This is a genomic window from Mesobacillus sp. QJM3NY_10, assembly GCF_056173465.1.
In genome coordinates this window covers 17,501-41,294 of the sequence record NZ_CM149675.1, presented here as the reverse complement: position 1 = coordinate 41,294, position 23,794 = coordinate 17,501, and the positions used below count along the sequence as shown (strand labels likewise).

At 45.3% G+C, this 23,794-nt stretch carries 19 protein-coding genes, 3 tRNA genes, 3 rRNA genes, 1 other RNA gene and 1 other annotated feature (1 of these 27 only partly in view); of the genes, 5 read left to right on the top strand and 21 right to left on the bottom strand.

Going from position 1 to position 23,794, the window contains the following annotated elements; translation table 11 throughout:
- Positions 1 to 38: 38 nt before the first annotated feature.
- From tmk to tadA, 15 genes are all read right to left on the bottom strand, one after another.
- A complete protein-coding gene (gene tmk, locus AC0VX7_RS00200) occupies positions 39 to 671 on the bottom strand; it encodes a dTMP kinase (protein WP_475426223.1) in 633 nt (210 codons plus the stop codon).
- Between the two features lie 2 nt (positions 672 to 673).
- The gene (locus AC0VX7_RS00195) at positions 674 to 2,104 is read right to left on the bottom strand and encodes an aminotransferase class I/II-fold pyridoxal phosphate-dependent enzyme (RefSeq protein WP_475426222.1); all 1,431 of its coding nucleotides are present in this window, start codon (positions 2,102 to 2,104) and stop codon (positions 674 to 676) included.
- Positions 2,105 to 2,187: 83 nt separating this feature from the next.
- On the bottom strand, positions 2,188 to 2,391 hold the full coding sequence (locus tag AC0VX7_RS00190) for a sigma factor G inhibitor Gin (RefSeq protein ID WP_102264775.1): 204 nt from the start codon (positions 2,389 to 2,391) through the stop codon (positions 2,188 to 2,190).
- A 726-nt stretch (positions 2,392 to 3,117) separates the two neighbouring features.
- Positions 3,118 to 3,233 (bottom strand): 5S ribosomal RNA (gene rrf, locus AC0VX7_RS00185).
- Positions 3,234 to 3,335: 102 nt separating this feature from the next.
- Positions 3,336 to 6,270: ribosomal RNA gene (locus AC0VX7_RS00180) — 23S ribosomal RNA — on the bottom strand.
- 129 nt (positions 6,271 to 6,399) lie between these two features.
- A tRNA-Ala gene (locus AC0VX7_RS00175) sits at positions 6,400 to 6,475 on the bottom strand.
- Between the two features lie 15 nt (positions 6,476 to 6,490).
- Positions 6,491 to 6,567: transfer RNA gene (locus tag AC0VX7_RS00170), tRNA-Ile, on the bottom strand.
- Between the two features lie 148 nt (positions 6,568 to 6,715).
- Positions 6,716 to 8,266 (bottom strand): 16S ribosomal RNA (locus tag AC0VX7_RS00165).
- Together the 16S, 23S and 5S rRNA genes with 2 tRNA genes alongside form the textbook arrangement of a ribosomal RNA operon.
- 541 nt (positions 8,267 to 8,807) lie before the next feature.
- Entirely contained in the window at positions 8,808 to 9,071 is a 264-nt protein-coding gene (locus AC0VX7_RS00160; RefSeq protein ID WP_041968094.1) for a pro-sigmaK processing inhibitor BofA family protein, read from the bottom strand.
- 80 nt (positions 9,072 to 9,151) lie between these two features.
- Entirely contained in the window at positions 9,152 to 9,373 is a 222-nt protein-coding gene (locus AC0VX7_RS00155) for a YaaL family protein (protein ID WP_215036269.1), read from the bottom strand.
- Between the two features lie 37 nt (positions 9,374 to 9,410).
- On the bottom strand, positions 9,411 to 10,007 hold the full coding sequence (recR, locus tag AC0VX7_RS00150) for a recombination mediator RecR (protein ID WP_475426221.1): 597 nt from the start codon (positions 10,005 to 10,007) through the stop codon (positions 9,411 to 9,413).
- 15 nt (positions 10,008 to 10,022) lie between these two features.
- A complete protein-coding gene (locus AC0VX7_RS00145; protein WP_215036271.1) occupies positions 10,023 to 10,349 on the bottom strand; it encodes a YbaB/EbfC family nucleoid-associated protein in 327 nt (108 codons plus the stop codon).
- Between the two features lie 19 nt (positions 10,350 to 10,368).
- Positions 10,369 to 12,054 carry a DNA polymerase III subunit gamma/tau gene (gene dnaX, locus AC0VX7_RS00140; protein WP_475426220.1) on the bottom strand — a complete coding sequence of 562 codons (1,686 nt, stop codon included), beginning with the start codon at positions 12,052 to 12,054 and terminating at the stop codon, positions 10,369 to 10,371.
- Positions 12,055 to 12,396: 342 nt separating this feature from the next.
- An RNA gene (gene ffs, locus AC0VX7_RS00135) (signal recognition particle sRNA large type) lies at positions 12,397 to 12,661 on the bottom strand.
- 76 nt (positions 12,662 to 12,737) lie between these two features.
- Positions 12,738 to 13,268 (bottom strand): tRNA adenosine(34) deaminase TadA, encoded by a 531-nt coding sequence (tadA, locus tag AC0VX7_RS00130; protein ID WP_475426219.1) that lies wholly within the window; start codon positions 13,266 to 13,268, stop codon positions 12,738 to 12,740.
- A gap of 91 nt (positions 13,269 to 13,359) precedes the next feature.
- On the opposite strand from tadA, the gene AC0VX7_RS00125 reads away from it, so the two are divergent.
- The 4 genes from AC0VX7_RS00125 (at position 13,360) to AC0VX7_RS00110 (ending at position 16,753) form a co-directional block, all read left to right on the top strand.
- Entirely contained in the window at positions 13,360 to 13,899 is a 540-nt protein-coding gene (locus AC0VX7_RS00125; protein WP_475426218.1) for a cysteine hydrolase family protein, read from the top strand.
- Positions 13,900 to 13,961: 62 nt separating this feature from the next.
- Positions 13,962 to 15,245 carry a glycoside hydrolase family 18 protein gene (locus AC0VX7_RS00120; RefSeq protein ID WP_475426217.1) on the top strand — a complete coding sequence of 428 codons (1,284 nt, stop codon included), beginning with the start codon at positions 13,962 to 13,964 and terminating at the stop codon, positions 15,243 to 15,245.
- A gap of 201 nt (positions 15,246 to 15,446) precedes the next feature.
- Positions 15,447 to 16,088 (top strand): deoxynucleoside kinase, encoded by a 642-nt coding sequence (locus AC0VX7_RS00115; RefSeq protein WP_215036276.1) that lies wholly within the window; start codon positions 15,447 to 15,449, stop codon positions 16,086 to 16,088.
- Positions 16,085 to 16,753: a deoxynucleoside kinase gene (locus tag AC0VX7_RS00110; protein WP_041967636.1), complete on the top strand. Its 669-nt coding sequence runs from the start codon at positions 16,085 to 16,087 to the stop codon at positions 16,751 to 16,753. Before AC0VX7_RS00115 ends, AC0VX7_RS00110 begins: the two co-directional genes overlap by 4 nt.
- A gap of 370 nt (positions 16,754 to 17,123) precedes the next feature.
- Here the strand turns inward: AC0VX7_RS00110 and AC0VX7_RS00105 are convergent.
- The 6 genes from AC0VX7_RS00105 to guaB all read right to left on the bottom strand — a co-directional run bounded on the left by AC0VX7_RS00105 (position 17,124) and on the right by guaB (position 23,594).
- A tRNA-Ser gene (locus tag AC0VX7_RS00105) sits at positions 17,124 to 17,216 on the bottom strand.
- A gap of 94 nt (positions 17,217 to 17,310) precedes the next feature.
- The gene (gene serS, locus AC0VX7_RS00100) at positions 17,311 to 18,591 is read right to left on the bottom strand and encodes a serine--tRNA ligase (RefSeq protein ID WP_475426216.1); all 1,281 of its coding nucleotides are present in this window, start codon (positions 18,589 to 18,591) and stop codon (positions 17,311 to 17,313) included.
- A gap of 79 nt (positions 18,592 to 18,670) precedes the next feature.
- Positions 18,671 to 18,887 (bottom strand) — a binding site (T-box leader).
- A 54-nt stretch (positions 18,888 to 18,941) separates the two neighbouring features.
- Positions 18,942 to 19,532 (bottom strand): pyridoxal 5'-phosphate synthase glutaminase subunit PdxT, encoded by a 591-nt coding sequence (gene pdxT, locus AC0VX7_RS00095; RefSeq protein WP_475426215.1) that lies wholly within the window; start codon positions 19,530 to 19,532, stop codon positions 18,942 to 18,944.
- 10 nt (positions 19,533 to 19,542) lie between these two features.
- Complete coding sequence (pdxS, locus tag AC0VX7_RS00090; protein ID WP_215036280.1) at positions 19,543 to 20,424, bottom strand: pyridoxal 5'-phosphate synthase lyase subunit PdxS; 882 nt, start codon at positions 20,422 to 20,424, stop codon at positions 19,543 to 19,545.
- 166 nt (positions 20,425 to 20,590) lie between these two features.
- Positions 20,591 to 21,895, bottom strand: a complete 1,305-nt coding sequence (locus AC0VX7_RS00085) for a serine hydrolase (protein ID WP_475428048.1) — start codon at positions 21,893 to 21,895, stop codon at positions 20,591 to 20,593.
- Positions 21,896 to 22,127: 232 nt separating this feature from the next.
- A complete protein-coding gene (gene guaB / locus AC0VX7_RS00080) occupies positions 22,128 to 23,594 on the bottom strand; it encodes an IMP dehydrogenase (RefSeq protein ID WP_475426214.1) in 1,467 nt (488 codons plus the stop codon).
- A gap of 112 nt (positions 23,595 to 23,706) precedes the next feature.
- On the opposite strand from guaB, the gene AC0VX7_RS00075 reads away from it, so the two are divergent.
- A protein-coding gene (locus AC0VX7_RS00075; protein WP_475426213.1) for a YaaC family protein crosses the window boundary here: on the top strand, positions 23,707 to 23,794 show its start. The gene runs 863 nt beyond the window's last position; only the first 88 of its 951 coding nucleotides appear in the window; it begins with the start codon at positions 23,707 to 23,709; the stop codon falls past the right edge of the window.

The window sequence follows — 23,794 nt, the reverse complement described above, 5'->3', positions numbered from 1 at the left end:
AACAAGCCTGATCGAAACCAAGACTTGTTTTCGGGATATTAACTATTCAATAGCTCTTTAATTTTAGCTTCAGCTTGTTTATAAACTGCTTCTAATTCCTTTGATGCATCGATTTTGGCAATCCTGTCAGGGAATCTCTCGGCGATAATCATATAGCCTTCTCGGACCTTTTGGTGAAATTCCAGCTTCTCCATGTCCAGTCGATTGACCTCGCGTCCCTTGTTTTTATTAATCCTTTCCAGCCCAATCTCCGGCGCAACATCAAAGTACAGAGTCATCGCTGGCATCATATTTTCAATCGCAAATTCGTTGATTGAGTAGACCTCATCAATACCCAGGCCACGAGCATGTCCCTGGTAGGCAAGGGAGCTATCAACAAAACGGTCACATAAAACGACTTTCCCTGCCTTTAAAGCAGGCTTCACCTTTTCAGAAAGATGCTGCCTTCTCGCCGCGGCGTATAAAAGTGCTTCCGTACGTGGGTCCATCGCTGTATTTCCCGGATCAAGGATAACTTTCCTGATTTGTTCGGCAATCTCAATCCCTCCAGGCTCACGTGTGGCCACCACTGCGTATCCTTCTCTTTCAAGATTTTGAGTTAGCATTTGAAGGATTGTTGTCTTTCCAGAACCATCCGGACCTTCTATCGTAATAAATATTCCTTTTTCCAATTTTAAAGCCTCCAACTCTTAAACACTTTTATTTTACCAGCATGCAAATATTCCCCGCCCTGGATTTTCGCTTCTTTTCCTTTTAAAAATAAAATCGTATTAATATCATCTTTTGTCACAACTTCCCCCGGTAGACAAAGTGGAATTCCCGGCGGATACGGAATGATTTGCTCCGCACTTACCCTACCTGTAGCGTCCTTCAGTAGGACATACTCAGTCTCCTGCAGCTCCATTTCTTTATAACTGACTTCTAAAGTTGAAATGGTTTTATGAACGACCCTTGATTCAGGTTTATTTTTTCCATCAGGCATAGCACTTACAACCTCGGCAATCTTTTCAGCTGCTTCTTGCAAGCGATGCTTCATGCCACCCTTCAATAAAGGAAGAACGAGCAGAACATTATAAGGGTCTGCAAGCTCCGTGAAGATCCCTTTCGATTCGAATTTTGATTGCAGCTCGAAACCAGACCAGGCACCATTTGACTGGATGGTTAACTTCAATGGGTCATCAAGCTGCAAAATGCGAATAGCTCCTAATGTCTGCAGGTTTTTCTTGAACTTCTCTATTTCCTCCTTGAGGTATGAAATATCGTCCTTGCTATAAGTACCCAGATAAAGGCGTGCCAAATCAAGGGAAGCCATCAATGGATACGAAGGACTGCTTGACTGCAGAGCTTGCAAATAGAATGTAAGCTTGCTGAGTGATACACGATTCGTCTGATAATGAAGGAAAGCTCCCATTGTCATGGCTGGCAATGTCTTATGCGCAGACTGTACGACAATATCGGCCCCAAGTTCAACAGCAGAAGCAGGAAAATAATCCCCTGCGATAAAATGGACTCCATGAGCCTCATCCACCAATACAGGAATGCCATGCTCATGAGCTAAATCTATAATGGTTTTAAGATCATATGTCAGTCCGTAATAATTAGGGTACGTTAGGATTAGCGCCTTTGCATTCGGATACTGACTGATTGCTGATTTAACTCCTTCGATACTTAACCCTGCAGCTACTCCGTATTCTCCGTTGAATTCAGGACTAATGAATACAGGCTTAACTTTTGCGAGTCTTATAGCATTCATGATGGATTTATGCGAATTGCGCTGGACAAGCACTAGATCCCCTTCACTAATCGCAGCCATGATCATCGCAAGATTCCCAACAGTTGATCCATTTATTAAAAAGAAACTTTTATCCGTTTTATATAAATTCCTAAGTAATTCTTCAGCTTCAAAAATAACTCCCTCTGGTGAATGAAGGTCATCCAATCCCGTTATTTCTGTTGCATCCAATTTTAAAATTTGATTAAAAAAGGCCTGTCCATCTTCAGGAAAAAAAGCCCCATTTTTGTGACCCGGTACATGAAACGATAGAGGGCTTCCGTTTATATGCCTAACTAATTGAGAGTACAAGGGTGTTTTGGATTGATCCATAGTCTCACCTATATATATAAATTCACACCTATCTATTCTAACACTGTTTTTTAGCAAAAAAAATAAAAGCCCAAAATGAGCTTTTAACTGTAAATGCCAGGTTTCGTTACTTTCCTTAGCTTTTCTACGTAATATTTATATTTAGGATCACTCGTATCTGTCTTGATCATGATGCTCTCACAGTCTGTGCATATAAAAGAAGTATACAGGTGTATGCCAGCACTTTTCGTCTGTTCGCAAATCACACACGTTTCCCCAATTTGATTTTTAGCTAAAAGCGAACCCAAATTCTCCACCTCCGTACACCTATTGTTGCCAGGAGCGTTTTTTTGTATACAATTTTCCGAATAATATTTTAGAAAGTTTAGTTGTTTTATATTTTATGATTGACTTTCGGTTTCCTTGTATGTCTTATAACAATTTAGGTTGGTTTATTAAATAAAATACTTTTAAAAGTAGTGCAAATTTGATTTAGTGAGCTTTCTGAATAGGATGCTGAAGGTTATTGGTGATTTTTAGGACAGCTTTTTGATTTTTTTGTATACTTGTCTGAAGTTGACCCTGGTTCGGACAGCTATTCGATCTTTTCCTATAAACTTGTCCGAAGTTGACTCTTCTTCTGACAGCTTTTTGTGATTTTCCTCCAAACCTGTCCGAAGTTGCTTCTTCTTCTGACAGCTTTACGTGCTTTACCTCCAAACCTGTCTGAAGTTAGCTCTTCTTCTGACAGCTTTACGTGCTTTACCTCCAAACCTGTCTGAAGTTGACTCTTCTTTTGACAGCTTTTTGTACTTCCCCTTCAAACCTGTCTGAAGTTGACTCTTCTTCTGACAACTTTTCGTGTTTTTCCTCCAAACCTGTCTTAAGTTAGCTCTTCTTTTGACAGCTTTTTGGATTTTACCTCCAAACCTGTCTTAAGCCAATCGTATATAATCATCTGCTGCACTATTTCCGGCATCTTTCATTTATCAACGCATAAAAAAAGAACAGCCATTACAGCTGTTCTTTCGTGTGCCCGGCGGCGTCCTACTCTCACAGGGGGAAACCCCCAACTACCATCGGCGCTGAGAAGCTTAACTTCCGTGTTCGGTATGGGAACGGGTGTGACCTTCTCGCCATCGCCACCAGACTATTTAATTAAGGAAAGGACAGTTATTTTGCTTCGCAAAAAACTTTATTCCCTCAAAACTAGATAATGTGTAAGAAGAATAAGAAGAAACGAGTAATCTATTTGGTTAAGTCCTCGAACGATTAGTATCAGTCAGCTCCACACGTCACCGCGCTTCCACCTCTGACCTATCAACCTGATCATCTTTCAGGGTTCTTACTAGCTTGCGCTATGGGAAATCTCATCTTGAGGGGGGCTTCATGCTTAGATGCTTTCAGCACTTATCCCGTCCGCACATAGCTACCCAGCGATGCCTTTGGCAAGACAACTGGTACACCAGCGGTGCGTCCATCCCGGTCCTCTCGTACTAAGGACAGCTCCTCTCAAATTTCCTGCGCCCACGACGGATAGGGACCGAACTGTCTCACGACGTTCTGAACCCAGCTCGCGTACCGCTTTAATGGGCGAACAGCCCAACCCTTGGGACCGACTACAGCCCCAGGATGCGATGAGCCGACATCGAGGTGCCAAACCTCCCCGTCGATGTGGACTCTTGGGGGAGATAAGCCTGTTATCCCCGGGGTAGCTTTTATCCGTTGAGCGATGGCCCTTCCATGCGGAACCACCGGATCACTAAGCCCGACTTTCGTCCCTGCTCGACTTGTAGGTCTCGCAGTCAAGCTCCCTTGTGCCTTTACACTCTGCGAATGATTTCCAACCATTCTGAGGGAACCTTTGGGCGCCTCCGTTACTCTTTAGGAGGCGACCGCCCCAGTCAAACTGCCCACCTGACACTGTCTCCCGCCCCGATCAGGGGCGTGGGTTAGAATTTCAATACAGCCAGGGTAGTATCCCACCGACGCCTCCACCGAAGCTGGCGCTCCGGTTTCTCAGGCTCCTACCTATCCTGTACAAGCTGTACCAAAATTCAATATCAGGCTACAGTAAAGCTCCACGGGGTCTTTCCGTCCTGTCGCGGGTAACCTGCATCTTCACAGGTACTATAATTTCACCGAGTCTCTCGTTGAGACAGTGCCCAGATCGTTACGCCTTTCGTGCGGGTCGGAACTTACCCGACAAGGAATTTCGCTACCTTAGGACCGTTATAGTTACGGCCGCCGTTTACTGGGGCTTCGATTCAGAGCTTCGCGTGAGCTAACCCCTCCTCTTAACCTTCCAGCACCGGGCAGGCGTCAGCCCCTATACTTCGCCTTGCGGCTTCGCAGAGACCTGTGTTTTTGCTAAACAGTCGCCTGGGCCTATTCACTGCGGCTCATCTAGGCTATTCACCCAAATGAGCACCCCTTCTCCCGAAGTTACGGGGTCATTTTGCCGAGTTCCTTAACGAGAGTTCTCTCGCTCACCTTAGGATTCTCTCCTCGCCTACCTGTGTCGGTTTGCGGTACGGGCACCTTTTATCTCGCTAGAGGCTTTTCTTGGCAGTGTGGAATCAGGAACTTCGGTACTATATTTCCCTCGCTGTCACAGCTCAGCCTTCACGCAAGCGGGATTTGCCTCACTTGCAGCCTAACTGCTTAGACGCGCATATCCAACAGCGCGCTTACCCTATCCTACTGCGTCCCCCCATTGCTCAAACGATAAAGAGGTGGTACAGGAATATCAACCTGTTGTCCATCGCCTACGCCTTTCGGCCTCGGCTTAGGTCCCGACTAACCCTGAGAGGACGAGCCTTCCTCAGGAAACCTTGGGCATTCGGTGGATGGGATTCTCACCCATCTTTCGCTACTCATACCGGCATTCTCACTTCTAAGCGCTCCACCAGTCCTTACGGTCTGACTTCAACGCCCTTAGAACGCTCTCCTACCACTGACATCTAAGATGTCAATCCACAGCTTCGGTGATACGTTTAGCCCCGGTACATTTTCGGCGCAGAGTCACTCGACCAGTGAGCTATTACGCACTCTTTAAATGGTGGCTGCTTCTAAGCCAACATCCTGGTTGTCTAAGCAACTCCACATCCTTTTCCACTTAACGTATACTTTGGGACCTTAGCTGGTGGTCTGGGCTGTTTCCCTTTTGACTACGGATCTTATCACTCGCAGTCTGACTCCCACGGATAAGTCTTTGGCATTCGGAGTTTGTCTGAATTCGGTAACCCGATGAGGGCCCCTAGTCCAAACAGTGCTCTACCTCCAAGACTCTTACAACGTGAGGCTAGCCCTAAAGCTATTTCGGAGAGAACCAGCTATCTCCAAGTTCGATTGGAATTTCTCCGCTACCCACACCTCATCCCCGCACTTTTCAACGTGCGTGGGTTCGGGCCTCCAGTTGGTGTTACCCAACCTTCACCCTGGACATGGGTAGATCACCTGGTTTCGGGTCTACGACCACATACTCATTCGCCCTATTCAGACTCGCTTTCGCTGCGGCTCCGTCTTCTCAACTTAACCTTGCATGTAATCGTAACTCGCCGGTTCATTCTACAAAAGGCACGCCATCACCCATTAACGGGCTCTGACTACTTGTAGGCACACGGTTTCAGGATCTATTTCACTCCCCTTCCGGGGTGCTTTTCACCTTTCCCTCACGGTACTGGTTCACTATCGGTCACTAGGGAGTATTTAGCCTTGGGAGATGGTCCTCCCAGCTTCCGACGGGATTTCTCGTGTCCCGCCGTACTCAGGATCCACTCAGGAGGGAACGAAGTTTCAACTACAGGGTTTTTACCTTCTCTGACGGGCCTTTCCAGACCACTTCATCTACCCCGTTCCTTTGTAACTCCATGTTGAGTGTCCTACAACCCCAAGAGGCAAGCCTCTTGGTTTGGGCTATGTCCCGTTTCGCTCGCCGCTACTCAGGGAATCGCGTTTGCTTTCTCTTCCTCCGGGTACTTAGATGTTTCAGTTCCCCGGGTCTGCCTTCAATACCCTATGTATTCAGGTAAAGATACTGTTCCATTACGAACAGTGGGTTTCCCCATTCGGAAATCTCCGGATCAAAGCTTACTTACAGCTCCCCGAAGCATATCGGTGTTAGTCCCGTCCTTCATCGGCTCCTAGTGCCAAGGCATCCACCGTGCGCCCTTTCTAACTTAACCTAAAAGGTCATTTCTCTATTAATATAGAGAGAAAACTAAAATGGCGATCACTCGGTTTTTTTCTTGGTTCTTCTTACTTACGATTATCTAGTTTTCAAGGAACAAATATCATGCGCTGTAAAAGCGACATGGTGGAGCCTAGCGGGATCGAACCGCTGACCTCCTGCGTGCAAGGCAGGCGCTCTCCCAGCTGAGCTAAGGCCCCGTTATGAAAGATATATGGTGGGCCTAAGTGGACTCGAACCACCGACCTCACGCTTATCAGGCGTGCGCTCTAACCAGCTGAGCTATAGGCCCATATATCATATATAGAGGAATCGCTCCCTCAAAACTAAACAAACAAGCGTACAACTATGTGGATTACATCCACAGTACGAATCTTTAGATTCGTTATTCATAGACCATAAGGTCTAAGTTCCGATTGCCATTACGGCAATATCCTTAGAAAGGAGGTGATCCAGCCGCACCTTCCGATACGGCTACCTTGTTACGACTTCACCCCAATCATCTGTCCCACCTTAGGCGGCTGGCTCCATAAAGGTTACCCCACCGACTTCGGGTGTTACAAACTCTCGTGGTGTGACGGGCGGTGTGTACAAGGCCCGGGAACGTATTCACCGCGGCATGCTGATCCGCGATTACTAGCGATTCCGGCTTCATGCAGGCGAGTTGCAGCCTGCAATCCGAACTGAGAATGGATTTATGGGATTAGCTCGACCTCGCGGCTTCGCGACCCTTTGTTCCATCCATTGTAGCACGTGTGTAGCCCAGGTCATAAGGGGCATGATGATTTGACGTCATCCCCACCTTCCTCCGGTTTGTCACCGGCAGTCACCTTAGAGTGCCCAACTGAATGCTGGCAACTAAGATCAAGGGTTGCGCTCGTTGCGGGACTTAACCCAACATCTCACGACACGAGCTGACGACAACCATGCACCACCTGTCACTCTGTCCCCCGAAGGGGAACGCCCTATCTCTAGGGTTGTCAGAGGATGTCAAGACCTGGTAAGGTTCTTCGCGTTGCTTCGAATTAAACCACATGCTCCACCGCTTGTGCGGGCCCCCGTCAATTCCTTTGAGTTTCAGCCTTGCGGCCGTACTCCCCAGGCGGAGTGCTTAATGCGTTTGCTGCAGCACTAAAGGGCGGAAACCCTCTAACACTTAGCACTCATCGTTTACGGCGTGGACTACCAGGGTATCTAATCCTGTTCGCTCCCCACGCTTTCGCGCCTCAGCGTCAGTTACAGACCAGAGAGCCGCCTTCGCCACTGGTGTTCCTCCACATCTCTACGCATTTCACCGCTACACGTGGAATTCCGCTCTCCTCTTCTGCACTCAAGTTCCCCAGTTTCCAATGACCCTCCCCGGTTGAGCCGGGGGCTTTCACATCAGACTTAAGGAACCGCCTGCGCGCGCTTTACGCCCAATAATTCCGGACAACGCTTGCCACCTACGTATTACCGCGGCTGCTGGCACGTAGTTAGCCGTGGCTTTCTGGTCAGGTACCGTCAAGGTACCGGCAGTTACTCCGATACTTGTTCTTCCCTGACAACAGAACTTTACGACCCGAAGGCCTTCATCGTTCACGCGGCGTTGCTCCGTCAGACTTTCGTCCATTGCGGAAGATTCCCTACTGCTGCCTCCCGTAGGAGTCTGGGCCGTGTCTCAGTCCCAGTGTGGCCGATCACCCTCTCAGGTCGGCTACGCATCGTTGCCTTGGTGAGCCGTTACCTCACCAACTAGCTAATGCGCCGCGGGCCCATCTGTAAGTGACAGCCGAAACCGTCTTTCAGCTTTCCCTCATGTGAGGGAAAGGATTATCCGGTATTAGCTCCGGTTTCCCGAAGTTATCCCAGTCTTACAGGCAGGTTGCCCACGTGTTACTCACCCGTCCGCCGCTGATCTTCAAAAGCAAGCTAATGAAGATCCGCTCGACTTGCATGTATTAGGCACGCCGCCAGCGTTCGTCCTGAGCCAGGATCAAACTCTCCAAGAAAGAGTTATGAGTTAGCTCATAAAGTTAAAACGTTGGCTCATGTTCTTATAGAAGAAACATGATCATTTATTGTTTGTTGACGCTTGTTTGTTTAGTTTTCAAAGAGCAATTTTTCCGTGTCACCCGCAGGCGACTTAAATAATATATCATGCTGTCGATATTTCGTCAACACTTTTTTAAAAAAGTTATTAACGGCTGTTCAACAGCAACGTTTAATATAATAACAACTTCTGCTTGCTTGGTCAATAGCTTTTCGCAAAACAGAAAAACATAAGCGCCTTGTTCAGCCCCGACAAGTGCTGCCCGCCTAAAACGCCACATCGTGTGGCTGGCGGGTCTAGCACGTCCTGTGCCTCGGAGGACCGACCAGTGAAGTCGTTCTTTGACTTCATGGGCAGGACCGAACCGACTCGAGGAGTTAGGAGCCGCAGCTAGACAAGTGACTCGAGGGGCTAGGCGCTGGAGCTGGACAATTCTCGAAGTGAAAATTTATACTCTTACCCGCAAAATAAAACGCCGCTTCAAAAGCGGCGTTCCTTCTTTATATAATCCAAGTCTGAATAGCTACCAACGCAAACACACCAGGTATTCCCAAAAGACCCGAAACTGCTGCGGTCGCAATATTGATTGGCACATAGATACCGAAACTGGTTCCGAAAGCGTTAAGAAAAAATAAAAAGATGGCTCCAATTAAGATCTTCACTGCATTCTGGCCAATAAAACGGAGCGGTTTTGTCGGTGCACCTATAATGAGAAGCAAAAAGATCAATCCACCAAGGACCGATATGACAACTATAGGTTCCATACTCTTCCCCCTTACTTCAATGTCTTGTACATTTTTATGTACAAGTTATCAAAATAAGACCTTATTGTATGGAAAAAACATCACTTCGTCTTGATGGTGATTTTCCTGTGCTTAGCTTCTTTAAAAAGAAAGAAATACTTGGCCTCGGCAATTTTTGCTTCAGTGATAAACTCTTCTGATGGATCGAAGCTTCTTTCAACCAGTAGCTTTTGATTGTTCCAAGTTCTCTTCATGCTGTCCAGCTGTTCCAATAGTTTATGGTCGAATTCTTTTCTAAGCCATTTCTTTTTACGAAATAACATGACTCTCCCCCAGTAGAGTTTCTTCTTATAAATGGAGTTAAACTTCCCGGCGACCTTCTAATGCTTTAGAAAGGGTGACTTCATCCGCATATTCAAGATCCCCACCGACCGGCAGTCCATGCGCAATCCTTGTAATCTTGATCCCTGACGGCTTCAGCAGTCTTGAGATATACATGGCTGTTGCTTCCCCTTCGATATTCGGGTTTGTTGCTAGTATGACTTCCTGGACAGTTTCATCCTGAAGTCTCTTTAATAGGTCAGGAATATTGATATCTTCTGGTCCTATTCCATCCATAGGAGAAATTGCACCATGAAGTACATGATAAAGACCATTGAATTCCTTCATCTTTTCCATCGCAATAACATCCTTGGGATCCTGTACCACACAAACAATACTGCGGTCGCGACGCTGGTCTTCACATATATAGCAAGGATCCTGGTCGGTTATATGCCCGCAGACAGAGCAGTAAGTCAAGTTGCGCTTAGCGTTAACCAAGGCCTTAGCAAAATCCAGTACAGTTTCTTCCTTCATGCTTAATACGAAAAAAGCCAGACGAGCGGCCGTTTTCGGGCCGATACCTGGCAATTTCATAAAGCTGTCGATCAGCTTTGATATTGGTTCAGGATAATGCATTCTTTTATATTCCTCCTAGAACATTCCCCCAGGAAGGTTCATGCCCTTTGTAAATTGGCCCATTGTCTTATTGGTTAACTCTTCTGCTTTTTTCAACGCATCATTCGTTGCAGCAAGGACTAGGTCCTGTAACATTTCAACATCATCAGGATCGATAACTTCTGGCTTAATCTGAACGTCAACAATTTCCTTATGTCCAGTCACGATAACCGTTACCATACCGCCGCCAGCAGTACCTTCGATTTTCTCTTCTCCTAATTGGACTTGAGCTTCTTCCATTTTCTTTTGCATTTTTTGCATTTGCTTCATCATATTTTGCATATTACCATTTCCTCGCATCATGTAAACGTACCTCCAAAATTTAGTCTTGTATTTGTATTAATTCATCGCCAAATAATTTTTTAGCTTCAGCAATCAGTGGGTCTTCGGCTGCATTAGCTTGCCCTTCCATTGCTCCATCGCCTCTCTGGCTGATAAAGTTTTCCCTTATTTTTAGCCACTGATCTTCCGGCACACCAATTACTTGCATCCTTTTACCGGTGTAATCATTCATCGCACCGCTGACAGTTTCAATGAATCTGGTGTTTTCCATTGCCATCTGGCAGTGAATCTCGTATTTAAATTTTATCACGACTGCCTCATCAGATGCAGCTACTGGTTCCGCTTCATTCAACAACGCAGCCTGTGAACGCATTTGGTTCGCGGCAAGCATTTCAAGCAAGTCTCCCCAACGTCCCTTTATGGTATGGAGATTTGTCTTGGTAGCACTTTTCAGCACCTCATTAATCTTTCCAGGCGGAGCCTGGAAGCCTTTTCGGTTTGGACGAGGCGCTTTTTTAGCAGCCGCAGCCGGTTCGCTTGCCCCCATCCCAGGGTTCTGCTGGAACTGTACCAATTTTTCCTCGAGCTGCTCGATCCTTCTTAGCAATGGTTCAACCTGAACATTGCTGGACGGATTTTGATTTTCCAGCTGGCATAGCTTGACGATCGCTACCTCAAGGAAGATACGGGGATGGTTTGTCCAACGCATTTCTTGCTGTGCTTTATTCAAGACCTCTATCAATTCATAGATCTGAGCTGGCTCGACCTGATTGGCAAGCTCCTGGAAATCCTCATCCAGCATTACTCGCTCCATAGATTCCTCGAGCGCTGGCGCTGCCTTGTACAGAAGCATATCGCGGTAGAAGAATATCAGGTCCTCTATGAACCTCGCTGGATCCTTCCCTTGTAAAAGCAGTTCTTCCAGAGCTTCTAACCCAGCTGCCGCATTTCGTTCATGAATCGCTCTGGCTAGCTGGTTCAGGAAATTCTGTGATACGGTACCTGTTACCGTGAGTGCATCTTCAATTGTTACTGTATCCTGGCTGAATGATATAGCTTGATCAAGCAGGCTTAAGGCATCACGCATTCCGCCTTCTGCAGCCCTGGAAATGATCTGTAGGGCTTTATCATCGCAATCCACTCCAGATTCCTCAACAATTTGCTTCATCCTGCCGACGATTGCCTGAGCTGTTATCCTCTTAAAATCAAATCGCTGGCATCGTGAAATGATTGTGAGTGGAATCTTATGGGGCTCAGTCGTAGCGAGGATAAAGATGACATGCTTTGGAGGCTCTTCAAGGGTTTTCAGCAATGCGTTAAACGCTCCGATGGAAAGCATATGCACTTCGTCGATGATATACACTTTGTACTTCACGACGTTCGGTGCATACTTAACCTTATCTCGGATATCCCGGATTTCTTCGACACCGTTATTGGAAGCGGCATCGATTTCAATTACATCAGGAATCGATCCATCCGTTATTCCACGGCAGGCATCGCATTCATTGCAAGGCTCGGCCGTTGGAGCTTTTTCACAGTTAACCGCTTTTGCCAAAATTTTCGCAGCACTCGTTTTCCCAGTCCCCCTGGGGCCGGAAAAAAGATAGGCATGTGATATTTTTTGTTGAAGCAGAGCGTTTTGCAGTGTCGTTGTGACATGTTCCTGCCCGACCACATCAAGGAACTGTTGTGGACGCCAGACACGATATAAAGCTTGGTAGGCCAATGACACCGCTCCCTTCCTTTTATTATCTTATCTATTATAACGCAAATAACTTTCAATTTCACTTTTACCTAAGGAAGTTTTTAAGCTTTTTAAAATGCTGATTTCGTAAAGATTATTGTTAAAATCCTAAAGCCGATTTTAACGCGATATAAAGCCGTTTTGTAGGTCGGTAATAAATGTGCAAGCTCTTTTCTCATATTATGCTTTTATTTTGCGAAGAAACATAGGTCATTCAATCCTATTTCGTAGTCAATAGCAACAGAGTTTGAGAAAAGAGCTTTTTAAAACGACAAAAAACTCATCTCTGTTAAAGAGATGAGTTGAATGTATCATATTTAACTGCCGCGCACCTTCCGTCGACTGAATACCATAAGCGTTACTTAAGCAGTTAGCTCGGCCCAGGCAACCCTGCGGCACATGGGAGCGTCCACTTAATGCTGCTTCCTTCCGGACCTGACATGGTTCATGGATTCCCATTGCGCAGGACCCGGGCGTCAACACCACTTGCTTAAGGCAGACCCTACAGTAAATCAGCCTCAGGAAGGGATTCATCCCCGCTAGAGCGGATTGCGGGTACAGGGCACCGCTACCTCCCCGACTAGCACGGCAAAATTGAAACCTTATTTAGGTGTGTCTCAAGGACACATACATAGTATACTAACTCACGAACTAAAAAGCAATGCTTATCCCCTGTCAATTCCTGTCTGTTGTTCCAGTTCCTCTTTTGCCTGTTTCTTTTTCAGCTTCTTTTTCTCCCGCAGATTCCTGAAAAAGTCGGATAGCAGTGCTCCGCATTCTGCTTCCAGCACGCCTGTCACCACTTCACTTTGATGGTTGAAGCGCTCATCCTGGAGGATATTCATGAAGGTCCCTGCACAGCCACCCTTCGGATCCTTTGCGCCATAGACCACTTTTTCCACCCGGGACAGCATGATTGCCCCCGCGCACATCGGGCATGGCTCCAGTGTTACATAGAGGATTGCGTCCTCAAGCCGCCAAGTGCCGAGTTTCTTACAGACCTCGTCGATTGCCAGCACCTCTGCATGGGCAATGGAGCTTTGCTTTGTTTCGCGGAGATTATGGGCACGGGCAATGATCTCACCATCCAGCACAATGACAGCACCAATCGGCACCTCATCCATTTCTCCTGCCTTTTTCGCTTCTTCAATCGCCTCAAGCATAAATCGTTCATCCTGGGTAAGTTGAGCTTCCATCTTTCCCTCCGCAAAAATAGTAATAGTTATTTCCAACTGGTTTAATAATCCCCCGCCGGTAAAAATATAAAGGATAAGGAGAGGATTATTCATGCCAAAGAGTGCTCTATTAATTATCGATATGATTAATGATTTTAACTTTGACGCAGGGGAAGATCTTGCAAAAAATACTGAAAAAATCATTGATCCAATTTTAACATTAAAGAAATCTTTCAATGAAAAGGGCATGCCCGTTATCTATATTAATGACCATTATAATCTATGGCAGGCAGATTTTGAAAAAATCATGGATTATTGCTCAAATGAAACGAGCGAAGATATCATTAAAAAAATCGCTCCTGAAAAGAATAAGGACTATTTCCTGATCAAACCAAAGCATTCTGCTTTTTATGGTACGGCGCTTCATACCCTTCTTCAGCAACTGAAGGTGGACACCTTAGTCCTGGCGGGGATTGCAGGCAATATTTGCGTGCTTTTCACTGCGAATGATGCATACATGCGCGAATACAACCTGATCATTCCGGAGGACTTCATTGCCTCCAACTATGGCGAAGATAATAAATATGCACTGACGATGATGAAAAACGTCCTGTCCGCTGAAACAAGGCCATCCAGGGAGCTTGATTTATAACATACTGTATTTTCTTCCTTCATACAATGGTTGTAGCGCTAAAATGCCAGGGAGGGAAGAAAATGCAAATTCATGTGGTACAGCAAGGACAGACTTTGACACAGATTGCTCAAGTTTACGGGTCATCTGTTGCGGATATAACCGAGGCGAATGAACTGCCAAACCCTAATAATCTTGTGGTCGGCCAGGCGATGGTCATCCCGATTGTCGGAAGCTTTTATTTTGTCCAGCCAGGCGACAGCCTCTGGGCAATTTCAAGAAGGTTTGGTACCACTCCGCAGGAACTCGCTAGAATCAACGGAATCTCAGTCAACCAGCCTCTTTCAGTTGGTTTTCGCCTTTATATTCCGCAGCGTCCTAAAACAAACGCGGAATTCAATGCTTACGTAGAACCTCGTGGGAACACAGTTGCACCTGCACTGGAAACAGCAGCACGGGAAGCTGCCCCTTATTTAACATACCTTGCGCCGTTCAGCTTCCAGGCCTTGCGAGACGGATCGCTGAAGGAACCACTGTTGAACAATTTTCCGGCCATTGCTGAGGCAAACAACAATATATTGATGATGGTCATCACCAACCAGGAAAACGACCAGTTCAATGATGAGCTGGGACGGATCATCCTGAATGATATCCCTATCCAGGACAGATTCCTGAACAATATTGTTACGACTGCTAAAAAATACGGATTCCGCGATATCCATTTTGATTTTGAATTCCTTCGTCCAGAAGACCGTGAAGCCTATAATACCTTCCTGAGAAAGGCACGGGACCGTTTTAAACAGGAAGGCTGGTTCATTTCCACCGCCTTGGCCCCAAAAACGAGTGCAGCTCAGACAGGGCCCTGGTATACGGCACATGACTACAAAGCACATGGGGAAATTGTCGATTTCGTGGTCATCATGACATATGAATGGGGCTATAGCGGCGGACCTGCACAGGCAGTATCGCCAATTGGCCCTGTTCGTGAGGTATTGGAGTATGCCATCAGCGAAATGCCATCACAAAAAGTCATGATGGGCCAGAATCTTTATGGATATGATTGGACTCTCCCATTTGTCCAGGGAACAATCGCGAAGGCGGTCAGTCCGCAGCAGGCCATCCAGATCGCTGCTGATAATAATGTTCCAATCCAGTACAACACCAGATCACAGGCACCGACCTTCCGGTATACAGCTGCAGATGGAAAGCAGCATGAAGTCTGGTTTGAGGACGCACGTTCCATCCAGGCAAAATTCGACTTAATCAAAGAATTAAACCTGAGAGGAATGAGCTACTGGAAGCTTGGACTTTCCTTCCCTCAAAACTGGCTGCTCATCCAGGAGAATTTTAACGTAGTAAAAAGATAAAATTTTCTGTTAAAATAATTTTACAAATTCCGATAATAAATGACAGGCGCAGTATTTATGCGGCTGTCTTCTTTTTTGCTAAAATTGCCTCTTAATATTCCATACCCATATCATACAGTGGTGTGATAAAATGAATTTTGCGTGATTTAACTGACAGAAATGTAAAATAGAGATAGATACAACGGAGAGGGAGGACATGTTGTGGAAGGAACACCTTTTATAACGGTTGAAGGACCGATCGGTATCGGAAAAACGTCACTGGCACGTGCCATTTCCGAACGGTTTCAATTTGCACTTTTAAAGGAAATTGTCGATGAGAATCCATTTTTGGGGAAATTTTACGATAACATAGAAGAATGGAGTTTCCAGACAGAAATGTTTTTCCTCTGCAATCGATATAAGCAGCTTGGAGATATTAATGAACATTACCTCAGCAAAAACAAGCCTGTCGTTGCTGATTACCATATCATGAAAAACCTCATTTTCGCACAGCGTACCTTAAATGATCAGGAGTCTAAAAAATACCTAGAGATTTATCAAATCCTGACAAAGGATATGCCTAAGCCGAATGTCATCATTTACTTGAATGCAAGTCTTGATACATTGCTCAAGCGCATCAAGATGCGCGGCCGCGAAGTTGAAAAAAACATCAGTCCTTTATATTTAGAGCAATTATCTCTTGATTATGAACAAGCAATGCTTCGATTCGAGCAAGACCACCCAGAAATCCCAGTCCTCCGTTTCAGCGGTGATGACCTGGATTTTGTTAAAAATGAAGAAGACCTTCAGCTGATCATTGACCAGCTAACCGCATCATTAAGAAAAAGGAGCGTACAACCATGAATCTAAGAACAAAATATGACATCCCGGCAAATGCGGTCATCACGATTGCTGGTACTGTGGGAGTCGGTAAATCGACAATGACAAATGCCCTTGCGGATGCCCTTCGGTTCCGTACATCCTTTGAAAAAGTAGATACAAATCCATACCTCGATAAGTTCTATGCCGATTTCGAACGCTGGAGCTTCCACCTGCAAATCTACTTCCTTGCAGAGCGCTTCAAGGAGCAAAAAAGGATTTTCGAATACGGCGGCGGCTTTATCCAGGATCGTTCAATTTATGAAGATACAGGCATCTTCGCTAAAATGCATCACGAAAAAGGCACAATGTCACCTGTGGACTATGAAACATACAAAAGCCTTTTTGAAGCGATGGTCATGACCCCATACTTCCCACATCCAGATTTGCTGATTTATCTTGAGGGTTCACTCGATGATATTCTTGACCGCATCAAGTTAAGAGGACGTCCGATGGAACAGCAGACACCGATTACTTATTGGGAAGAAATGCATGGACGTTATGAGAACTGGATCAATAACTTCAACGCATGTCCTGTCCTGCGATTGAATATCAATGATTATGATTTGTTCAACAATCCGGAATCAATTGAACCAATTGTTGAGAAAATCGCTACGCATATTAGGCAAACTCAATTATTGAAAAAATAAAACCGCCAAATGGCGGTTTTTTGTTTTCTACGCGTATTAGGATTGAGCTAACATGGGTTTAAAAGCCCAAAATGGGTTGTCCCCTCCTTAAAGTCACATAGAACCTTTCTATAGGCCCGAATCGATGTGGAATTCTCCAACAGGGCACATAGATACTTTCTATAAGCCCAAATTGGTGTTGAATTCCCTAAAAGGGCACATAGAATTTTTCTATAAGCCCAAATTGAGGAGCAATTCCACATAAGGGCACATAGAAAGCTTCAGAAGCACTCCCAAAAAAAGGACATAAAAAAACCCGCTACATCCGTAACGGGTTTCTTTACACAATCTCCAAATTGTTTTTATGCGTTAATGCTTAATATTAAAATTATGGAGGAGGTAGAGGGATTCGAACCCCCGCGCGGTGTTACCCGCCTGTCGGTTTTCAAGACCGATCCCTTCAGCCAGACTTGGGTATACCTCCGAGACAAGAAATATAATATCATGTATTGAAATTCGAGTCAACACTTCTTTTGATTTTTTTTGGGCAGGATGTTTGATCCTGCCCAAATGTTAAATTATTTAGGGGCAATAACTTCTCTGTTGCCCATATATGGACGTAATGCTTCAGGTATGACGACACTTCCATCAGCCTGCTGGTAATTTTCCAGGATTGCGGCTACTGTACGGCCAATGGCAAGACCAGATCCGTTCAGTGTGTGCACATGCTCTGGTTTAGCCTTGGCTTCTCGGCGGAAACGAATATTCGCACGTCTAGCCTGGAAACTTTCAAAGTTACTGCAAGAAGAGATTTCCCTATAGGTGCCATAGCTTGGTATCCAAACTTCAATATCGTATTTCTTCGCAGCAGTAAATCCGAGGTCTGCTGAGCACATGCTCAATACGCGGTATGGAAGACCGAGCAGCTGTAGGACCTTTTCAGCGTGTCCAGTAAGTTTCTCGAGCTCTTCATAAGAATCTTCTGGTTTTACGAATTTAACAAGCTCGACCTTGTTAAACTGATGCTGGCGAATCAAACCGCGAGTATCTCTTCCCGCAGATCCTGCCTCTGAACGGAAGCACGCACTGTAGGCTGCATAATTGACTGGCAATTCTTCTCCGCTCAAAATTTCATCGCGGTGCATATTTGTAACAGGAACCTCAGCTGTCGGGATCAAGAAATAATCTTCGCTCTCGATTCGGAACGCATCTTCTTCAAACTTAGGAAGCTGGCCCGTCCCAGTCATGCTTGCACGGTTAACCATGTATGGTGGAAGAACTTCTGTGTAGCCATGCTCGTCGACATGAAGGTCCAGCATGAAGCTCATCAAAGCGCGCTCAAGACGTGCTCCTAAACCCTTGTAAAATACAAAACGGCTGCCGGTTACTTTTCCAGCACGTTCAAAATCAAGGATTTTCAAATGGTCTGCGATATCCCAGTGCGGTTTCGCTTCGAATTCAAAATCACGGATTTCTCCCCATTTGCGAACCTCTACATTATCATCTTCAGTTTCTCCAACAGGAACACTCTCATGAGGGACATTCGGAATGCTGAGCATCAAGGCTTCCAATTCTTCCTCAACCTCTCTCAACTGGTCATCCAAAACCTTGATTTTATCGCCAACTTCACGCATTTCAGCAATCAAGTGGTCAGCATCCTGCTTTTCACGCTTCAATTGCGCAACCTGCTGGGACACTTCATTTCTTCTGCTCTTCAGCTGTTCAGCGTCAAGAATCAATTCCCTGCGCCTCACATCCAGATCCTCAAACTTGCCGAAGTCGGTCATGTCTTCGCCACGATGCTGAAGCTTTTGTTTTACTTCTTCAAAATTCGCTCTCAAATACTTTACGTCTAACACTGCGATTTCCTCCTTTTTTTATAAGAAGCTTTTCCTGAAGTAAAAAAGTCTTTGATAAAATAAAAAACTCCCGTCCCCAAAAAGGGACGAGAGTTAACCCGCGTTGCCACCCTAGTTGAAAGCAAACATGCTTTCCACTCATAAAATAACGGTTTTTACCGAAAGTATTTACTTGCCATAATGGCGTTCCATACTCTGCTCGAGGGCGGATTCATTTGCACCAGACACCGGTTTGCACCAACCACCGGCTCTCTTCGGAATGGACACAAGCTACTATTCCCTCTCATAGCTTTTTTACTATCAAATTTTAATACATAATTTACTACAATTATGTTCAGCATGCAAGCGGTTTATGCAAAATTTTTACTCTTTGTCTCCTCGACCATTTTTACAAAATAATTCATGAGTCTATAATCATCGGTCAATTCAGGATGGAAGGAACAACCTAAGAACTGTCCGTCACGAGCAGCAACAATTCTGTCGTTATGCTTGGCCAGCACTTCGACATTCTCGCCAGCTTCCACAATATGAGGTGCCCGAATGAAAACTGCTGAGAAATTATCAGCCACTCCCGCAATACTGATGTCAGCTTCAAAGCTTTCGCGCTGGCGGCCAAATGAATTACGTTCCACTTTCACATCCATAACACCAAGATGCGGCGCATCATAGCCAACCAGATCATTCGCAAGCAAGATCAATCCGGCACAAGTTCCGAACATCGGCTTACCATCATCAGCGAACTTCTTTAACTCTTCCATGAAGCCATACTTATCAATCAGACGGCGAATTGTAGTGCTTTCTCCGCCGGGTATGATCAGGCCATCTACTTCTGCTAGCTCTTCTGGACGCTTAATGACATTGCCTTCAGCTCCAGATGCTTCGATTGCCCATATATGCTCTCGTACAGCCCCCTGAAGGCCAAGTACTCCTATTTTCACCATAGCTATCCCCTTACCAGCCGCGGTCCTGCATGCGGGCTTCAGGTGCCAATGATGAAATTTCCATACCCTTCATCGGAATGCCAAGACCTTTCGAAATGTTCGCAATCAGTTCGTAATCCTGATAGTGAGTCGTCGCCTCAACAATTGCCTTTGCAAACTTCGCAGGATTATCAGATTTAAAGATACCAGAACCTACAAATACTCCGTCTGCACCTAGCTGCATCATTAATGCCGCGTCTGCTGGTGTAGCCACACCGCCGGCAGCAAAGTTCACGACCGGAAGGCGTCCAAGCTGCTTGATTTCTAGCAGAAGCTCATATGGAGCTCCAAGAAGCTTGGCCTCAGTCATAAGCTCATCCATATCCATCGCAACTACTTTGCGCACCTGGGCATTTACCTTGCGGATATGGCGTACAGCCTCGACGATATTGCCTGTACCAGGCTCTCCCTTGGTACGAAGCATGGAAGCCCCTTCGCCAATCCTTCTCGCTGCTTCGCCAAGGTCACGGCAACCACATACGAATGGAACTGTGTAATCTCTTTTATTTAAGTGGAATTCTTCATCAGCCGGAGTCAGAACTTCACTCTCATCGATATAATCAACACCCATCGCTTCAAGCACGCGCGCTTCTACGATGTGGCCGATTCGTGCTTTTGCCATAACGGGAATTGTGACAGCACCCATTACCTCTTCAGTGATACGTGGGTCAGCCATTCTTGCTACGCCGCCTGCCGCGCGGATATCCGATGGAACGCGTTCCAGGGCCATTACGGCAACTGCGCCGGCCTCTTCTGCGATCTTCGCCTGCTCAGCGTTAACAACGTCCATGATGACGCCGCCCTTTTGCATTTCTGCCATACCGCGTTTAACTCGATCAGTACCTGTCTTCATTGTTTTTCCCCCTTGTCCCTGTAAAAGGATTACTATGTAAGCACTTGAAAATAACTGGAAAACCAGACTTACTTAGTCGGAATTTAGTTATCCCTATTGAAAATAAACAATAAAAAAGGTTTCCTGTCAAGGCAGGAAACCAAATATTCTTTATATTACAACTTAATTAAAACCAACCCTTAACTGTGTCAGCAACTCCGCCAAATAGGTCTCCAAAGAAACCACCGATACCGCGCATCATTAGCACGAACCAGTTCGCTTTTTCGACACTTTCAGCTGCGACAACTGGAACCTGGATTTGTTTTTGTCCAGCTTCAGTTAAAAAGCTGATGTTCTCATCCTTTTTGGACTTTACAGTCATATAGCCAACCTGTTCGCCTTTTTTAATAGGAGCAGTCAGTTCGCCATTTTCATTCAGCTTCTTTTTATCCAGTACAAGAACCGGTTCATATTCATCCTTTTCGCCATTTCTGATGGTCATTGTAATGGCATCTTTAGACTGAATCTTAACGCTGTCTTCCTTCCCTTTCGTTACCGGAAGGTTTTTCTTGCCTTTGATCTGATGATTATCTTTTACAAGCTCTTCTTCTGTAAAATTACTAAAAGCAAAATCAAGGATTTTACGTGTTTCCGAAAAACGGCTGTCCTTAGAGTCTGCCTTCATGATCACAGAAATGAATCTTTGGTCATTTCTCATTGCAGTAGCCGTAAAACCATATCCTGCAAAATCAGTCGAACCTGTTTTTAAGCCGTCTACACCATCATACTGGTAGATAAGGCCTGGAAGCATCCAGTTAAAGTTCTTATATTCACGTCCGTCACGGAATTTCAAAGATGGCATTTTTGCTGTATCCAGAACCTCTGGGTAATCGTTCAAAAGACGGTAAGCAAGTTGGGCCAGTGAACGCGCAGACATGACGTTTTCTTCATCCGGGTTGCCTGCAGGATGGTTGCCCAGCAAATCAGAGTTATTCAACCCTGATGAGTTGACGAATTTATAATCCTTCAAACCAAGCTCAGCAGCTTTCTTATTCATCTTTTCAACATGATTCTTCTCAGTTCCTGAAAGAACTTCAGCAAGTGCGACAGTCGCTGCATTTCCAGAATGGATGGCCATCGCTTCATACAATTCTTTTACCGTATAATCTTCACCTTGAGTTAATCCTACATTGGATAGGCCAGGTGCAGCGGATAGCTTGTGGACATACTCATTGATTTTTACCTTCTGGCTCCACTTAAGCTTTCCTTCTTTGACCGCTTCAAGGACCATATATTCAGTCATCATTTTAGCCATTGATGCAACGCCAAGGACCACATCGGAATTTTTCTCATATAAGACTCTTCCTGTATCCGCGTCAATCAGCATGGCCGCTTCAGCATCGATCCCTAATTGTCCCTCTGCTGCTTCTGCTTCCATTAAAAATCCAGAAAACATAGTTGTGATCGTTAAAATGAATGCTGCAAAGAACATTGAAAGCTGTTTCTGTTTACGATTCAAGACGACTTTCCCTCCAAAATTTTATAAAATATCTATGAAACTTTCATATTTGTTGACCCCTAAAAAATCACACCCGTTTAGTTTACCATAAAAAAAATGAAAAAAATAGACAGAGAATAGTCACTCTGTCTATTGAAAAATAAGGAAAAAACAGCTGGTATACAGGAAAAAAGTCGTAGTCCCTGCCTGTTTTCCAAATATAAACTTAGCTCATAGAGTAATTTGGTGCTTCCTTCGTGATCTGGACATCATGTGGATGGCTCTCTCTTAGTCCTGCACCAGTCATTTTGATGAATTGGGCGTTCTCTCTTAATTCTTCGAGATTGGCAGTGCCGCAATATCCCATACCTGAGCGAATACCGCCTACAAGCTGATAGATCGTATCTGTAAGAGGACCTTTATAAGGAATTCTTCCTTCAATGCCTTCCGGAACGAACTTCTTATTATCTTCTTGGAAATAACGGTCTTTAGAGCCCTTTTCCATTGCCCCAACTGAGCCCATTCCACGATATACTTTAAAGCGTCTTCCCTGGTAGATTTCAGTTTCCCCTGGACTTTCACTGACACCTGCAAGCAAGCTTCCGAGCATGACGGCATGCCCACCCGCAGCAAGAGCTTTGACGATATCTCCTGAATATTTAATACCGCCATCTGCAATGATTGCTTTGCCGTGCTTGCGTGCTTCTGTCGCACAATCATATACAGCGGTAATTTGCGGAACGCCTACTCCAGCTACAACCCTCGTTGTACAGATTGATCCAGGCCCAATGCCGACCTTGACAATATCCGCCCCTGCCTCTATCAAGTCTCTTGTCGCTTCTGCAGTCGCAACGTTTCCGGCAATAATATTCAGTTCCGGGTAGCTTTCCCGAATTTGCTTTACAGTCTCAATGACACCCTTTGAGTGGCCATGTGCTGTATCGACAACAATGACGTCTACATGTGACTTAACGAGCATCTCGACCCGTTTCATCGTATCGCCTGTGACACCAACTGCAGCACCGCACAGCAAGCGGCCTTGCGCATCCTTCGAAGAGTTCGGGAATTCAATCACTTTCTCAATATCCTTGATGGTGATGAGCCCTTTCAATACGCCTTCGTCATTTACTAGTGGGAGTTTTTCAATCTTATGGCGTTGAAGGATTTTCTCTGCTTCTTCAAGGGTCGTTCCCACAGAAGCGGTCACCAAATCCGTTTTCGTCATCACTTCTTCAATTTTTATTGAATAATCCTGGATAAAACGCATATCTCGGTTTGTAATGATTCCAACAAGCTTTTGTTCTTCCTCGTTATTGACGATTGGGACACCAGAAATGCGGTATTTCCCCATCAAATGTTCAGCATCAAATACTTGATGCTCTGGAGTTAAAAAGAACGGATCGGTAATGACTCCACTTTCAGAACGTTTTACTTTATCGACCTGGTCAGCCTGCTGCTCTATGGACATGTTTTTATGTATGATCCCAAGTCCGCCCTGCCTGGCAATTGAAATGGCTAGTTCAGATTCTGTTACAGTATCCATGCCGGCACTGATGATCGGAATATTCAATCTCAAAGTCTCCGTCAGATTTACCTTCAGGCTCACATCCTTTGGCAGTACCTCGGATTTGGCTGGCACTAACAGCACATCATCAAACGTTAATCCTTCTTTTGCAAATTTACTTTCCCACATAGTAAAATGACCCCCTTTAAGAAAATATTATTTGTAGGTTATCAATTGGTTAAAATACTGTCAAGAAGGTTATTATTTGTCCGACTTTTCAAATAACTTGGAGGTTTTTCATGTGTCTACGTCTTATAAGGAATGGAATAGTTACACTCTCTTTTTTTCAGCAGAGTATTCGCAAGCGTATCTGAAAAAATGCTACCGTA

What these genes read in the sequence shown, in the direction of transcription:
- AC0VX7_RS00195 (WP_475426222.1), bottom strand. Translation starts at nt 2,104, where the DNA reads ATGGATCAATCCAAAACACCCTTGTACTCTCAATTAGTTAGGCATATA.
- AC0VX7_RS00160 (WP_041968094.1), bottom strand. Translation starts at nt 9,071, where the DNA reads ATGGAACCTATAGTTGTCATATCGGTCCTTGGTGGATTGATCTTTTTG.
- AC0VX7_RS00155 (WP_215036269.1), bottom strand. Translation starts at nt 9,373, where the DNA reads ATGTTATTTCGTAAAAAGAAATGGCTTAGAAAAGAATTCGACCATAAA.
- recR (WP_475426221.1), bottom strand. Translation starts at nt 10,007, where the DNA reads ATGCATTATCCTGAACCAATATCAAAGCTGATCGACAGCTTTATGAAA.
- AC0VX7_RS00145 (WP_215036271.1), bottom strand. Translation starts at nt 10,349, where the DNA reads ATGATGCGAGGAAATGGTAATATGCAAAATATGATGAAGCAAATGCAA.
- tadA (WP_475426219.1), bottom strand. Translation starts at nt 13,268, where the DNA reads ATGGAAGCTCAACTTACCCAGGATGAACGATTTATGCTTGAGGCGATT.
- AC0VX7_RS00125 (WP_475426218.1), top strand. Translation starts at nt 13,360, where the DNA reads ATGCCAAAGAGTGCTCTATTAATTATCGATATGATTAATGATTTTAAC.
- AC0VX7_RS00120 (WP_475426217.1), top strand. Translation starts at nt 13,962, where the DNA reads ATGCAAATTCATGTGGTACAGCAAGGACAGACTTTGACACAGATTGCT.
- AC0VX7_RS00110 (WP_041967636.1), top strand. Translation starts at nt 16,085, where the DNA reads ATGAATCTAAGAACAAAATATGACATCCCGGCAAATGCGGTCATCACG.
- pdxT (WP_475426215.1), bottom strand. Translation starts at nt 19,532, where the DNA reads ATGGTGAAAATAGGAGTACTTGGCCTTCAGGGGGCTGTACGAGAGCAT.
- pdxS (WP_215036280.1), bottom strand. Translation starts at nt 20,424, where the DNA reads ATGAAGACAGGTACTGATCGAGTTAAACGCGGTATGGCAGAAATGCAA.
- AC0VX7_RS00085 (WP_475428048.1), bottom strand. Translation starts at nt 21,895, where the DNA reads ATGTTCTTTGCAGCATTCATTTTAACGATCACAACTATGTTTTCTGGA.
- guaB (WP_475426214.1), bottom strand. Translation starts at nt 23,594, where the DNA reads ATGTGGGAAAGTAAATTTGCAAAAGAAGGATTAACGTTTGATGATGTG.